The sequence below is a fragment of the Roseicella aerolata genome, from assembly GCF_020523605.1.
GTDB lineage: Bacteria > Pseudomonadota > Alphaproteobacteria > Acetobacterales > Acetobacteraceae > Paracraurococcus > Paracraurococcus aerolatus.
In genome coordinates, this window is sequence record NZ_JAJAQI010000058.1 from 1 (window position 1) to 12,381 (window position 12,381).

Annotated in this window: 12 protein-coding genes; 7 read left to right on the forward strand and 5 right to left on the reverse strand. The window is 72.0% G+C overall.

What is annotated here, in order from left to right:
- Nucleotides 1-158 precede the first annotated feature (158 nt).
- Both LHA35_RS24735 and LHA35_RS24740 read left to right on the forward strand, forming a co-directional pair.
- Nucleotides 159-881: a polysaccharide deacetylase family protein gene (locus LHA35_RS24735; protein WP_226613531.1), complete on the forward strand. Its 723-nt coding sequence runs from the start codon at nucleotides 159-161 to the stop codon at nucleotides 879-881.
- The gene (locus LHA35_RS24740) at nucleotides 878-1,414 is read left to right on the forward strand and encodes a lipocalin family protein (protein WP_226613533.1); all 537 of its coding nucleotides are present in this window, start codon (nucleotides 878-880) and stop codon (nucleotides 1,412-1,414) included. The genes LHA35_RS24735 and LHA35_RS24740 overlap by 4 nt, the downstream gene beginning before the upstream one ends.
- A gap of 223 nt (nucleotides 1,415-1,637) precedes the next feature.
- Here the strand turns inward: LHA35_RS24740 and LHA35_RS24745 are convergent, their stop codons facing one another.
- The gene (locus LHA35_RS24745) at nucleotides 1,638-2,450 is read right to left on the reverse strand and encodes an enoyl-CoA hydratase-related protein (RefSeq protein WP_226613535.1); all 813 of its coding nucleotides are present in this window, start codon (nucleotides 2,448-2,450) and stop codon (nucleotides 1,638-1,640) included.
- Nucleotides 2,451-2,681: 231 nt separating this feature from the next.
- Here LHA35_RS24745 and LHA35_RS24750 point away from each other — a divergent pair, with 231 nt between their 5' ends.
- Nucleotides 2,682-4,379, forward strand: a complete 1,698-nt coding sequence (locus LHA35_RS24750; protein ID WP_226613536.1) for an N-acyl-D-amino-acid deacylase family protein — start codon at nucleotides 2,682-2,684, stop codon at nucleotides 4,377-4,379.
- 84 nt (nucleotides 4,380-4,463) lie between these two features.
- Nucleotides 4,464-5,693, forward strand: a complete 1,230-nt coding sequence (locus LHA35_RS24755; RefSeq protein WP_226613538.1) for an MFS transporter — start codon at nucleotides 4,464-4,466, stop codon at nucleotides 5,691-5,693.
- On the opposite strand, the gene LHA35_RS24760 is transcribed toward LHA35_RS24755, so the two are convergent.
- Nucleotides 5,675-6,178, reverse strand: a complete 504-nt coding sequence (locus tag LHA35_RS24760; RefSeq protein WP_226613540.1) for a cupin domain-containing protein — start codon at nucleotides 6,176-6,178, stop codon at nucleotides 5,675-5,677. The genes LHA35_RS24755 and LHA35_RS24760 overlap by 19 nt on opposite strands.
- A 120-nt stretch (nucleotides 6,179-6,298) precedes the next feature.
- Here LHA35_RS24760 and LHA35_RS24765 point away from each other — a divergent pair, with 120 nt between their 5' ends.
- Entirely contained in the window at nucleotides 6,299-7,309 is a 1,011-nt protein-coding gene (locus LHA35_RS24765; protein WP_226613542.1) for an NADPH:quinone reductase, read from the forward strand.
- Nucleotides 7,310-7,409: 100 nt separating this feature from the next.
- On the opposite strand, the gene LHA35_RS24770 is transcribed toward LHA35_RS24765, so the two are convergent.
- From LHA35_RS24770 to LHA35_RS24780, 3 genes are read right to left on the reverse strand one after another with little or no spacing between them, the layout of a single operon-like run.
- Entirely contained in the window at nucleotides 7,410-8,174 is a 765-nt protein-coding gene (locus tag LHA35_RS24770) for an SDR family NAD(P)-dependent oxidoreductase (RefSeq protein ID WP_226613545.1), read from the reverse strand.
- Nucleotides 8,171-9,130: a 3-hydroxyacyl-CoA dehydrogenase family protein gene (locus LHA35_RS24775; protein ID WP_226613546.1), complete on the reverse strand. Its 960-nt coding sequence runs from the start codon at nucleotides 9,128-9,130 to the stop codon at nucleotides 8,171-8,173. The genes LHA35_RS24770 and LHA35_RS24775 overlap by 4 nt, the downstream gene beginning before the upstream one ends.
- Entirely contained in the window at nucleotides 9,131-10,798 is a 1,668-nt protein-coding gene (locus LHA35_RS24780; RefSeq protein WP_226613547.1) for a thiamine pyrophosphate-binding protein, read from the reverse strand.
- 86 nt (nucleotides 10,799-10,884) lie between these two features.
- Between LHA35_RS24780 and LHA35_RS24785 the strand changes: the two genes are divergently transcribed.
- Together LHA35_RS24785 and LHA35_RS24790 are read left to right on the forward strand one after the other, a co-directional pair.
- Complete coding sequence (locus LHA35_RS24785; RefSeq protein ID WP_226613548.1) at nucleotides 10,885-11,343, forward strand: hypothetical protein; 459 nt, start codon at nucleotides 10,885-10,887, stop codon at nucleotides 11,341-11,343.
- A gap of 80 nt (nucleotides 11,344-11,423) precedes the next feature.
- Nucleotides 11,424-12,365, forward strand: a complete 942-nt coding sequence (locus tag LHA35_RS24790; protein WP_226613550.1) for a Bug family tripartite tricarboxylate transporter substrate binding protein — start codon at nucleotides 11,424-11,426, stop codon at nucleotides 12,363-12,365.
- The last annotated feature ends 16 nt before the right edge of the window (nucleotides 12,366-12,381 follow it).

The following is a 12,381-nucleotide window of genomic DNA, read 5'->3' on the forward strand; positions in this document are numbered from 1 at the left end:
CCCGCCGTGATCGCCCCCAGATAGGCCGCGAACCGCGCCTCGCCCGTCCTCGGCCGCCTTGTCTGCCTCTCTACCATCCCCCACATATAGGAAGACCGGAAAGCTTTGACACAGTAAGACTAGGGGCGGAGCTGGCACCCGGCGGGCCGCAGCCCGACGTGCTGAATTTCGCCTGGCGGGACTACGGCAATCGGGTCGGCGCCTGGCGGCTGCTGGAGCTGCTGGACCGGCTCGCCCTGCCCGCGACCGTGCTGCTGAACAGCGCGATGTACGGCTACGCCCCGGCGCTGGTCGCGGCGCACCGGGCCCGCGGCGACGAGATCGCGGGGCATGGCCGGACCAATTCCGAGCGCCAGAGCCTGCTGCCCGAGGCGGAGGAGCGCCGGCTGATCATGGAGAGCACGGCGGCGATCGCCCGGCATGAAGGCCGGGCGCCGCGCGGCTGGCTCTCCCCCTGGATCGCCGAGAGCCGGGTGACGCCCGACCTGCTGGCTGAGGCCGGCTACCGCTACACCCTCAACTGGTGCATGGACGACCAGCCCATCTGGATGGCGACCCGCGCCGGGCGGCTGCTGGCCATCCCCTATCCGCAGGAGGTGAACGACATCCCCGCGGTGGTCGCCCGCAAGGACGGGGCGGCGCAGTTCGCCGCCATGGTGCTGGCGGATTTCGAGGAAAGGCTGGAGCAGGTGGCGCGCGACGGCATCCCGCAGGTGATGGGCATCGCGCTGCATCCCTACATCATCGGCCAGCCCTACCGGCTGCGGGCGCTGCGCGGCGCACTCTCGGCCATCGCGGCGCGACGGGGGGAGGTATGGATCACCACGGCGGGCGCGATCTTCGACCATGTGGAGGCACTGCCCGAGGGGATGGTGCCATGAGGCGCCTCGCCCTCGCCGCCGCGCTGCTGCTGGCGGGCTGCGTCGGCGCGCCGGACCCCACCACGCCGCAGCCGGTGCCGGCCGTCGATCTGCAGCGCTATCTCGGCACCTGGCACGAGGTGGCGCGGCTGCCGATGTGGGCGCAGGATTCCGCCAGCGTCTCCTGCGAGGATACGACGGCCACCTACACCACGCGGCCGGATGGGCGTATCGGCGTGCTGAACCGCTGCCTGAACGCGCTGGACGGCAACCGGCCGCGGGCGGCGGAGGGCCAGGCCTATGCGGTGGAGGGCAGCAACAACGCCCGGCTGCGCGTCAGCTTCTTTTGGCCCTTCTACGGCAATTATTGGGTGATCGGCCTCGATCCCGACTATCGCTGGGCGGTGGTAGGGGAGCCAAGCCGGCGCTGGCTCTGGGTGCTGTCCCGCACGCCGAAGCTGGAGCAGGCCGAGTTCGACAAGGCGCTCGGGATCGCCCGGGCGAATGGCTACGACCTCGGGCCGCTGCGCATCTCCCGCCAGCAGCGGGAATAAAGGGCCGTCGCAGGCGACGGGTGCCCGGGCGCAGGCCGCGCTGCTTGCGGAGTGGCGGCATGGGGCGGATGGGCCTCCCGCCCGGCCTTGGTGGACCGGCGCGGGAACGCGGCTCGCCGGCGCCGGTCCACCATGGCCCGGATCGGCGCTTGCGTCGGGAGAGGCGCGGACCGAACCCCGGACTGGGGCCGATCCGCGCAGAATGGGGGCGCGTCTCCGCCGCCTACCGGCCCTTGAAGTTCGGCTTCCGCTTCTCGTTGAAGGCGCGGATGCCTTCCATGCGGTCCTCGGTCGGGATCAGCTGGTAATAGGCCTCGATCTCGAAGAGCATCCCGCTGGCGCGGTCCATCTGCAGGCCCTGGGTGATCGATTTCTTCGCCTGGCGGACCGAGAGCGGGGCATTGGCCGCGATCGCCTTCGCCGTCTCCAGCACCGTCCCCAGCACCTCACCCGGCGGGCAGAGGCGGTTCACCATCCCCCAGGCCAGGGCGTCCTGGGCGCTGAAGGGCCGCCCCGTCAGGATCACCTCCTTCGCCCGCCGCTCCCCGATGGTGCGCGGCAGGTTCTGGGTGCCGCCGGCGCCCGGCATGATGCCGAGCGTCACCTCGGTCAGGGCGAAGCGGGCATTCTCCGACGCATAGGCGAAATCGCAGCAGAGGGCGAGTTCCAGCCCGCCGGCGAAGGCGGCGCCGTTGATGGCGCCGAGCAGCGGCGGCGGACAGGCGAGAACGGCGCGCGCCATGCGCTCGAACAGGTAGTGCTGGGCGGCGAACTGCTCGTCCGTCATCCCGTTGCGTTCCTTGAGGTCGGCGCCGGCGCAGAAGGCGCGGTCGCCGGCCCCGGTCAGCACCACGCAGCGATAGGCGCCCGGCTCGGCCTCCAACGCCTGGAAGACCTCGACCAGTTCGCGGCCCATCTGCGTCGTGAAGGCATTGGCCCGCTCCGGCCGGTTGAGCGTGACCTGCAGGATGTGCTCGGCCGGTTCGGTGACCAGCAGGGTCTCGAAGGCGCGGTCGAGCGCGGCGAGGTGCGGCATGGGGTTCCTCCACTGTGGCGACCGGCTGCTTACTCCCTCCCCCGCCTGCCGGGGAGGGCCCCAGGGGGAGGGCCCCAGGGGGAGGGCCCCAGGGGGAGGGCCCCAGGGGAGGGCCAGGGGAGGGCCGGAGCCGCGCCGCCGCGTTTACCCGGGTGGCGGGAAGGCAACGGTGCTTGGCCCCTCCGCCGAAAACGCCTAGCCTGCTACCCAAAGAGCAGAAGGAAACGGACCATGGCCGATCTGGTCATCCGTGGTGGAACCGTCATCGACGGCAGCGGCGCGCCGCCCCGGCAGGCGGATGTGGCGGTGCAGGACGGCCGCATCTACGCCATCGGCGAGGGCCTGCCGCGCGGGGCGGTGGAGATCGATGCCCGCGGCAAGCTCGTCATGCCCGGCTTCGTCGACCTCCACACCCATTATGACGGCCAGGCGGTGTGGGACAGCCACCTCGCCCCCTCCGCCCTGCATGGCGTGACGACGGCGGTGATGGGCAATTGCGGCGTCGGCTTCGCCCCGGTCCGCCCGGGCACGGAGGAGAAGCTGATCGAGCTGATGGAGGGCGTCGAGGACATCCCCGCCCCCGTCCTCTCCCAGGGCCTCGACTTCCGCTGGGAGAGCTTCGCCGAGTACCTGGCGGTGCTGGACCGGAAGCCGCGGGACATCGACATCTGCGCCCTGCTCCCGCATGCCGCGCTGCGCGTCTATGTCATGGGCGAGCGGGCGCTGGCGCTGGAGAATGCCAACCAGGCCGATATCGCCGAGATGCGCCGGCTGGTCGCCGAGGCGGTGAAGGCCGGCGCCTTCGGCTTCTCGACCAGCCGCACCATCAGCCACAAGACGCTGAAGGGCGACCCGACCCCGACGCTGCGGGCGCAGGAGGAGGAGCTGACCGGCCTCGCCCTCGGCCTGCGCGATGCCGGCGCCGGATTCATGGAGCTGGTCTCGGACTGGAACGCGCCGGACCCGGCCACGGAATTCGCCATGGTGCGCCGGATTGCCGAGCGCTGCGGGCGGCCCATCGTCTTCTCGCTCACGGCGCGGCACGACCGGACCGAGGCATGGAAGGAATTGCTGGCGCTGTCGAACCAGGCGGCGAAGGACGGCCTCAACATCCGCCCGGTCTTCCCGCCCCGGCCGATCGGCATCCTGATGGGCCTGCTCGGCAGCCAGAACCCCTTCAGCGGCACGCCCAGCTACAAGAGCATTGCCCACCTGCCGGTGCCCGAGCGCGTCGCCGCCATGCGCGACCCCGCGATGCGCGAGCGCATCCTGTCGGAGGACCGCTTCGCCGGCAGCAATTTCCCGCTGCTGGCCCGCCTCTCCTTCGACCGCATGTTCCCCTTCGGCGACCCGCCGGACTACACGCCGCCGAAGGAGAGCAGCATCGGGGCACAGGCGGCGCGCGAGGGGCGCCGGCCGGAAGAGGTCGCCTATGACATGCTGCTGGCCGATGAGGGCCAGAGCTTCATCTTCTGCGCCCTGACGAACTATGCCGACTATACGCTCGCGGCCAGCGAGGAGCTGCTGCGGCATCCCAACACCATCGTCGGCCTCTCCGACGGCGGCGCGCATGTCGGCTTCATCTCGGACGGCAGCTTCCCGAGCTTCCTGCTGGCCTATTGGGGCAAGCAGCGCGGCCTGCCGGTGGAGGAGCTGGTGCGCCGCCAGACCAGCGACACCGCCCGCGCCGCGGGCCTGGCGGATCGCGGCCTGCTCAAGCCGGGGCTCCGCGCCGACATCAACGTCGTCGACTGGGATGCGCTGGCGCTGGAACGGCCGGGGATGCTCTACGACCTGCCCGGCGGCGGGCGGCGGCTGATGCAGAAGGCGCGCGGCTATGACGCGACCATCGTCGCCGGCGCCGTCACCTACCGCCATGGGGAGGCGACCGGCGCCCTGCCCGGCAAGCTGGTGCGCTGCGCGGGTTGACGTCCCGGGCCGCCGGTGCCCAGGCATCGGCGGCCACCTCCTCCGGGCGCCCGGCCCGGCGGGGCACCCGCACCGAAAGGGACCATGCGCCTCGATCGCCCGCTGAAGCTGCTGCTGCTCGCGCTCGGCGCCATGTTCGCGCAGCAGACCTTCGCCTCCCTCGGCCGCGGCCTGCCTTCCGTGGTGGCGCCGGCGGTCATCCAGGACCTCGCGCTCGACCCCGCCTGGTTCGGCACTTATGTCAGCCTCTCGGCCCTGGCCTCCCTGCTCTTCCAGCTCGGCTGCGGCAGCTTCATCCTGCGCCATGGCGCGCTGCGCCTCAGCCAGGTGGCGCTGGTCATGCTGGCGGTCGGCCTCGCCGCCGGCGCGGGCGGGCTGATCATCCTCTTCATCCTCTCGGCCATCATCGGCGGCGGCGGCGCGGCGGTCTCGACGCCCGCCAGCTCCCATCTCCTCGGCCGCTACTCGCCGCCGCGATACGCGCCGCTCGTCTTCTCCGTAAAGCAGACCGCGGTGCCGGCCGGGCTGCTGCTGGCCGGGCTGCTCGGCCCGCCGCTGACGGAGTGGACGGGCTGGCGCATGACGCTGCTGATCACCGGCCTCGCCTGCCTCGCCTTCGTCTTCGTCCTGGAGCCGATGCGACGGGAATTCGATTCCGACCGCATCCCCTCCCAGAGCTTCCGCCTCTCCGACTTCTGGACGACGCTGCGCAGCGTCACCGCGGCGCACGACCTGCGCATGCTCTCCATGGCCTGCTTCGCCTTCAACGGGCTGCAGACGGTCTTCACCGCCTATTTCATCATCTTCCTGGTGGAGCTGGGCCAGGACCTGACGGCGGCGGGCGCGCTCTTCTCGCTGGCCATGCTCGTCGCCGTGCCGGGGCGCATCCTCTGGGGCTGGCTCGGCAGCGCGCTGGTGGCGCCACGGCTGGTGATGGCGGGCCTCGCCCTCGGCATGGCCGCCAGCACGGCGCTGCTCGGCCTGTTCGGCGCGAGCTGGGGTCTGGTGCTGATCGGCCTGGTGGCATCGGCGCTCAGCGCCACCGCCATGTCCTGGCACGGCGTGCTGCTGGCGGAGGCGGCGCGGCTGGCGCCGGAAGGCAGGCGCGGCGCCGCCACCGGCGGCGTGCTCTCCTTCGGGCAGATCGGCGCCTTCCTGCTGCCGCTCGCCTATGCCGCCTGCCTCAGCCTGACCGGCAGCCACGGCCTCGGCTTCGTCGTCAGCGGCCTGCCGGCGCTGCTGGTCGGCATCGCCCTGCTGCGCGGCGGCGACCGGCAGCAGGGGCAGGTGGTGGCCTACTCCACCGCTTCATAGGCGTCGCGCTTCACCCGCTCCATGTTCATGCCCTCGATCCGGATCAGCTTGGTGGAGGCATCGCGTCGCGGGGCGTGCAGCACGCCCGGCTCGTACAGATAGGCATCGCCCGGCTTCAGCACGTAGTCGCGCACCGGCTTCGCCCGGCCGGGCCTGCCGCCCTCCGGCCGCGCCAGGCATTCGAAATCGGTCATCACCGTCTCGCCCTCCGCCTGGCCGTAGATCGCCCAGGAGGGGCCGTGGTCATGCGGCTTGCTGCCCTTCGCGCCGACATAGGCATGGGCGAGGACGGTGAAACCGAGTTCCGGATCCTCGTAGAGCACCTGGCGCTCCGGCGTCCCTTCCGGAATGGCGGCGGCGACGAAGCCGGGATCCTTCAGCGCCTCCCGGACCAGCGCGACGACATGGGCGCGGCCGGCGGGGCCGGGATCGGCCAGCAGCGCCTCCCGGCAGCGGCTGGCGAATTGCTCGACCGAAAGCGACATGCGGGGCTCCTCCTGCGATCGCGCCAGCAAGCCGCGCGGCGCGGGGGATGTCAAACCCGCCGGGCTTGCCGGTCGGCGACCGCGGCCCGAGACTGCGGGGACAAGACGGGAGGAACCGCCATGCCTGAGCCGGGCACCATGCGCGCCATCTGGTATGAGAGGCCGGGACCGGCGCGGGAGGTGCTGCAGCTCGGCGAACGGCCGGTGCCGCAGCCCGCGCCGGGCGAGGTGCGCGTGCGCCTCCTCGCCTCCGGCGTGAACCCGGCCGATATCTACCGCCGCGCCGGCACCGCCTATGCCAACGAATGGCCGCTCATCGTCCCGAACAGCGACGGGGCGGGCGTGGTGGAGGCGCTCGGCGAGGGCGTGGACCAGGCGCTGCTCGGCCGCCGGGTCTGGCTCTACAACGCGCAGCGCGGCCGGCCCTTCGGCACTGCGGCGGAATACACCTGCGTGCCGGCCGAATATGTGCACGACCTGCCGGAGGACATCCCCTTCGAGGTCGGCGCCTGCCTCGGCATTCCCTGCATGACGGCGCATCGCTGCCTCTTCGCCGACGGGCCGGTGCGGGGCCTGCGGGTGCTGGTCTCGGGCGGCGGCGGGGCGGTGGGGAACTACGCCCTGCAGCTCGCCCGCTGGGGCGGCGCGGCGCAGGTGCTGGCGACGGCGAGCGGCGGCTGGAAGAGCGAGGATGCGAGGGCCGCCGGCGCCGAGCAGGTCTTCGACTACCGCGCGCCCGATTGCGTGGAGCGCATCATGGCCTGGACCGGCGGCGCGGGCGTCGATCGCGTCATCGAGGTGGATGTCGGCGGCAATGTCGCATTGTGGTCGGCGGTGATCGCGCTGAACGGCAGCGTCATCGGCTATGCCAGCCGCGGCAATCTCACGCCCGCCATCCCGGTTTCCGGCACGCTGATGCGGAAGAACGTGAACCTGCGCGGCGTGGTGCTGAACAGCGCGCCCGCTGCGGCGCGGCGGCAGGCAATGCTCGACATCACGCGCTGGCTGCGGGAGGGGGCGCGGCTGCACCGCATCGCCGCGACCTTTCCGCTGGCCGAAACCGCCGCGGCGCATGAGGCGGTGGAGGCGGGGACCAAGCGCGGGACCGTCGTGGTCCTGCCGCAGCAGTGACCCGGGGGCGCTGCGGGGTCCTCATCGCCGGCGCGATAGGGTGCCCCTGTCCCCCAGCCCCCCGCCGGGGGCCGTATCGGGTCCCGGCCCCCGACCCGGGTCAGCCCAGCGTCAGGCCGCCATCCACCGTCACCGTCTGGCCGGTGACCATGGCGGCGCCGGCGAGGAGGAACAGCATCACCTCCGCCAGGTCGTCCGTGGTGCAGCGGCGCTTCAGCAGCGCCTTGTCGATCGAGCCGCTGCGCTGCTCGTTCGTCCATTCGATCATCCAGGCGCTGTCCACCGCGCCCGGCGCCACGGCATTCACCCGCACCTCCGGCGCCAGCGCCCGCGCCAGGTTCTGCGTCAGGCTGACCACGCCCGCCTTGGTCGCGCCATAGGCCAGCGACGACCCGACATGGCCGAGCCCGGCGATGGAGGCCGTATTCACCACCGCGCCGCGCGCCGCCCTCAGTGCCGGCGCCGCCGCCTTGGTGCAGCGGAAGACGCCGACCAGGTTCACCTGGACGACCGTGTCCCAGAGCTCCTCGGTGATCCGGTCCAGTTCCCTGGGCGGGATGCTGGTCCGCGTGCCCGGCGTGCCGGCATTGTTCGCGAGGTAGTCCAGCCGGCCGAGATCCCGCACCGCCTGCTCCACCATCCGCACGCAATCGGCCGCGTCGCCGACATTGCCGGGGGCGCCGATGACGTCGAAGCCCTCGTTGCGGAGGCGCTCCACCTGCTCCGGCCCGCGCGGGTCATCGGCCAGGTGGTTGATGGCGACCTTCGCGCCGTTGCGCGCCAGCTGCGTCGCCAGCGCCAGCCCGATGCCGGAGGCGGCGCCGGTCACCAGCGCCGCCTTGCCCTTGAGGTCGTAGCGGATCATTCGCTGCGCTCCAGCCCTGCCATGGTCCCGATCCCGCGCATCGCCTGCTTGAGGGCGATCAGGCGCCGGTCCCGCGCCTCGAACAGCCTGGCCGGGTTGCCCGGCCAGTCATAGTAGCCGGCGCCCGCGAGGACACCGGTGCGGCCTTCCGCGACCAGCCTGTCCAGGGTCGGACTGCTGCCGCGCGGCTCGGGCGGCATGTAGCTCTTGTTGCGCGCCACCGCCTGCATCAGCGGCAGGCCGGTGAAGTCGGCCTTGGCGTAGTAGCCGAGGATCGGCAGCCGCAGCGCGAGGCCGTGGATGATGGCCGCGTCGATCTCCGGCGCACTCGCCACGCCCTCATCCAGCAGGTGCTGCACCTCCAGCCCGATCGCCGCCTGGATGCGGTTGGCGACATAGCCCGGGACGAATTTCTTGAGGCCCAGGGGCTGCTTGCCCATGGCCTTCAGCATGCCGAAGACCTGCTCGAACGCCGCCGGATCGCATTTGGGACCCGGGATCATGTCCACCAGGTCCACCAGATAGGGCGGCGTGTACCAGTGGGCGATCATCGCCTTGCCCTGCCGCCCCTCCGGGATCAGCGGGAAGACGTCCAGATGGCTGGTGTTGCTGGCGATGATGGCGTCCCGCGGCGCGCAGGCATCCAGTTGCTGGAAGAGCGTGCGCTTCGCCTCCGGCGTCTCGATGATCGCCTCGACGATCAGTTCGGCGCCGTCCACCGTCTCCTCCAGGCTCTCATGCCGCGTCACCGCCTGGGCGAGATGGCCGGAGGTCCAGTCCTTCGGCGCCTCGCCACCCTCGACCAGGGTGGCCAGCGCCGTCTCCATCAGCCCCTGCGCCTTGGCGAGGGTCGCCGGGTTGCTGTCGGTCAGCCGCACCCGGTGCCCGCCGAGCGCGAAGACCAGCGCCAGCGCATGCCCCATGGTGCCGGCGCCGATGACCGCCACGCGTGCCATTTACGCATCCTCCTTCGGTGTCCAGGGCTCGGGGGCCCTGCAATCGATATCGGTGGCGACGTCCACCACCACCGTTTCATCGGAGGCCATCGCCTCGGCCAGCGCGCCGGCGATGTCCTGCGGCCGCTCCACGCGGATGCCCTTCAGGCCGAATTGCCGCGCAACCGCGGCGAAATCGGTCGGGCCGAAGCGCAGCACCTGCTCCGCCGCCACCGGCCGGTTGCCCGCCTGCTTCAGGTAGTTCGGCCAGCCCTGGCCGAAGCCGGAGTTGTTGTTCACCACCAGCACCACCGCGATGCCGCGCCGCTTCGCCGTCTCCAGCTCCGGCAGGTGGTAGTAGAGCGCGCCGTCGCCGGACCAGCAGATGACCTTGCGCTCCGGCGCCGCGAGCTTGGCGCCGAGCGAGGCCGGGAAAGCCCAGCCGAGCGAGCCTGCCGCGCGCAGATAGGTCTGGCCCGGCTCCATCTCCACCAGCGTGCCGGTCCAGATGCCGGAATAGCCGGTATCGGCCACCAGGATGCCGTCCGCCGGCAGCGCCTGGCTGATCTCGGCGCAGAGCCGCGCCGGGTCGATGCCGATGGCGTCGCTGGCGAGGCGCGGCGCGATCTCCTTCCGCCAGGCGGCCAGGATGGCCTGCGCCTCCGCGAGGAAGGCGCCGTCCCGCGCCGGCCGGCCGAGCTCCGCCACCAGCGCCGCCAGCACGGCCTTCGGGTCGCCGAGCAGCGCGACCTCGGTCGCGTAGCTCCGCTCGAATTCCAGCGGATCGGCATCGATCTGCACCACCCGCGTGCCCGGCCGCGGCACGCGCCAGGTATGCGTCACCTGGTCGCCGGTGTCGCAGCCGACGAAGAGCACCAGTTCCGCCGCATGGACGATCCGGTTCGCCGGTGGCGCGGAGTAGTTGCCGACCACGCCGACATGCAGCGGATGCCGGGTGGAGACGATGCCACGCGCGCCGAGCGAGGTGGCGATCGGCGCCCGCAGCGCCTCCGCCAGCGCCAGCAGCTCCGTGCCGCAGCCGGACAGGCCAGCGCCGTCGCCGGCGACGATGACGACCCGCTGCGTCGAGCGCAGCGCCTCCGCCGCCGCCCGCACCGAGGCCGGGTCGGCAACCGGCCGGTGCCGCGGCGCGGTCCAGGCGCCCAGCGCGGCGGGCTCCTCCGGCGTGTCCGAAGTCTCGACGAACTCGCCCATCAGCCCGTTGAGGTCGAGATGGACGGGGCGCGGCGGCGCCGCGACCGCCGCGGCCCAGGCCTGGCGGAACTGCCGCGGCAGGTCGGCCGCCTCATGCACCTGCGCCGCGAATTTGGTGACGGGCGCAAACAGCGGCCCATGCGCCACTTCCTGATAGGCGTTGCGGTGCTGATGGCCGATGGGCTTGTGGCCGGTCAGGGCCAATACCGGGCTGCGGGCCAGGAAGGCATCCTGCAGCCCGGCAGCCAGGTTGGCCGTGCCGACCGACTGCGCCGCCACCACGCCCGGCCGGCCGGAGACGCGGCCATAGGCATCGGCCATGTAGACCGCCGCCTTCTCGGTATGCGCCAGCACCGGCTGCACGCCGACCCGTTCCATCTCCAGCAGGCTGCGGCGCAGCACCGCATCGACGAAGAAGAAATGCGTCTGGCCGGATGCCTTCAGGCTGCGCGCCAGCCACTCGAAGCCCTTCATGAGGCCTGCCCCGTCATGCCGTTCCTCCGCTTGTCGTTCGCACCAGGCGAGCGATACTGCCCCGACAAGAGGGAGGAGGAAACCCGGTGGCCGACCTGCTGATCCAGCACGGGCAAGGGCCCGGCCTGCGCTACCAGGATGTCGAGAACCCCGCCGATACCTGGCACTGGCTGGAGAACCCGCCAGCCGGTGCGACGGGCGGCATCCCCTATGCCTTCATCGCCTCGCTCGGCGATGTGAGCCGCCCCGCCCCCTTCCTCTACACGGTCGAGCTTGACATCGCCGAGGCCGACCTGCCGGCGATCCATGACTGGTACGAGAAGGAGCACCTGCCGCTGCTGACCAGCGTGCCCGGCTGCATCGGCGGCACCCGCTACCGGCGGCTGGATGGCGGCGCGCCCAACCTGCTGGCGGCCTACCGCTTCGAGCGGCCGGAGGTGAACCAGTCCGCCGAGTGGGTCGCAGCCCGCAGCACGCCGTGGTGTGACCGCGTGCGGCCATTGTTCCGCAGCACCCGGCGCTATGTCCGGCGGCTTATCGATTGAAGTCGCGGGAGCAGCTTCGCTAGCCTCACCCGACGGCACCCGCGAGGACAAGCGGGGCCGCAGGGAGAGGAGACGCAAGGATGCGCAACGCATCGCGCCTGGGCGCGCTGGCGGCCGGGCTGCTGCTGGCGCTGGCCGGACAGGCCCGGGCCCAGATCCAGATGATCATTCCCTGGCCGGCGGGCGGGGGTTCCGACATCATCGGCCGGCTCATCCAGCCGGTCTTCGCCGAGGAGCTCAACGCCCCGCTGGTCATCCGCAATGTCGGCGGCGCCACGGGCACCATCGGCACGGCGGAGGTGGTGCGGTCGAAGCCGGACGGCTCGACCATCCTGCTCACCTCCATGGCCGCCGCGGTGATCCAGCCGAGCTTCCGCGCCAACCCGCCCTACCGCGTCGAGCAGCTCGCGCCGGTCTGCCTGGTGGCCGAGGCGCCGGCGACGCTGATGACGCCAAAGAATTCCGGCCTGCGCACCATCGCAGACATCGCGGCTAAGGCCCGCGCCACGCCGGGCCAGATGCCCTATGCCTCGGGCGGCGTCGGCGGCCTCGGCCACCTCGCGATGACCGGGCTGACCCGCGCCCTCGGCATCGAGATGAACCATGTGCCCTATCGCGGCTCCGGTGACAGCGTGCTGGCGATGCAGCAGGGCACCGTCGCGCTGCTGACGGCCGAGGCCAACCTCGTGCAGCAATACGGCCTGCACGCGATCGCGGTCTTCGCCGAGCGCCGCAGCCCGGACATGCCCGATGCACCGACCCTGCGGGAGCTGGGGCATGACCTGGTCTTCCCGCTCTGGACCGGGATCTTCGCGCCGGCCGGCACGCCGGAGGCCGTGCTGGAGCGGCTGGACGGGGCCTGCGCCCGTACGCTGCGCACGCCTTCCGTGGTGGAGGGCATGACGCGCGCCTCCCACCCCATCCGCTACCTGGATCGCCGAGAATTCGGCGCCTATGTCCGCACCGAAGCGGCGAAATATGCCGAGCTGATCCAGGCCTCCGGCCTGCGGCAGGCGGATTAGGCGGCGGCCGGGCCGC

Excerpts from the sequence above, each read along its gene's own strand:
- LHA35_RS24770 (WP_226613545.1), bottom strand. The coding sequence starts at position 8,174 with ATGATCCGCTACGACCTCAAGGGCAAGGCGGCGCTGGTGACCGGCGCC.
- LHA35_RS24745 (WP_226613535.1), bottom strand. The coding sequence starts at position 2,450 with ATGCCGCACCTCGCCGCGCTCGACCGCGCCTTCGAGACCCTGCTGGTC.
- LHA35_RS24790 (WP_226613550.1), top strand. The coding sequence starts at position 11,424 with ATGCGCAACGCATCGCGCCTGGGCGCGCTGGCGGCCGGGCTGCTGCTG.
- LHA35_RS24760 (WP_226613540.1), bottom strand. The coding sequence starts at position 6,178 with ATGTCGCTTTCGGTCGAGCAATTCGCCAGCCGCTGCCGGGAGGCGCTG.
- LHA35_RS24750 (WP_226613536.1), top strand. The coding sequence starts at position 2,682 with ATGGCCGATCTGGTCATCCGTGGTGGAACCGTCATCGACGGCAGCGGC.
- LHA35_RS24775 (WP_226613546.1), bottom strand. The coding sequence starts at position 9,130 with ATGGCACGCGTGGCGGTCATCGGCGCCGGCACCATGGGGCATGCGCTG.
- LHA35_RS24765 (WP_226613542.1), top strand. The coding sequence starts at position 6,299 with ATGCCTGAGCCGGGCACCATGCGCGCCATCTGGTATGAGAGGCCGGGA.
- LHA35_RS24755 (WP_226613538.1), top strand. The coding sequence starts at position 4,464 with ATGCGCCTCGATCGCCCGCTGAAGCTGCTGCTGCTCGCGCTCGGCGCC.
- LHA35_RS24740 (WP_226613533.1), top strand. The coding sequence starts at position 878 with ATGAGGCGCCTCGCCCTCGCCGCCGCGCTGCTGCTGGCGGGCTGCGTC.
- LHA35_RS24780 (WP_226613547.1), bottom strand. The coding sequence starts at position 10,798 with ATGAAGGGCTTCGAGTGGCTGGCGCGCAGCCTGAAGGCATCCGGCCAG.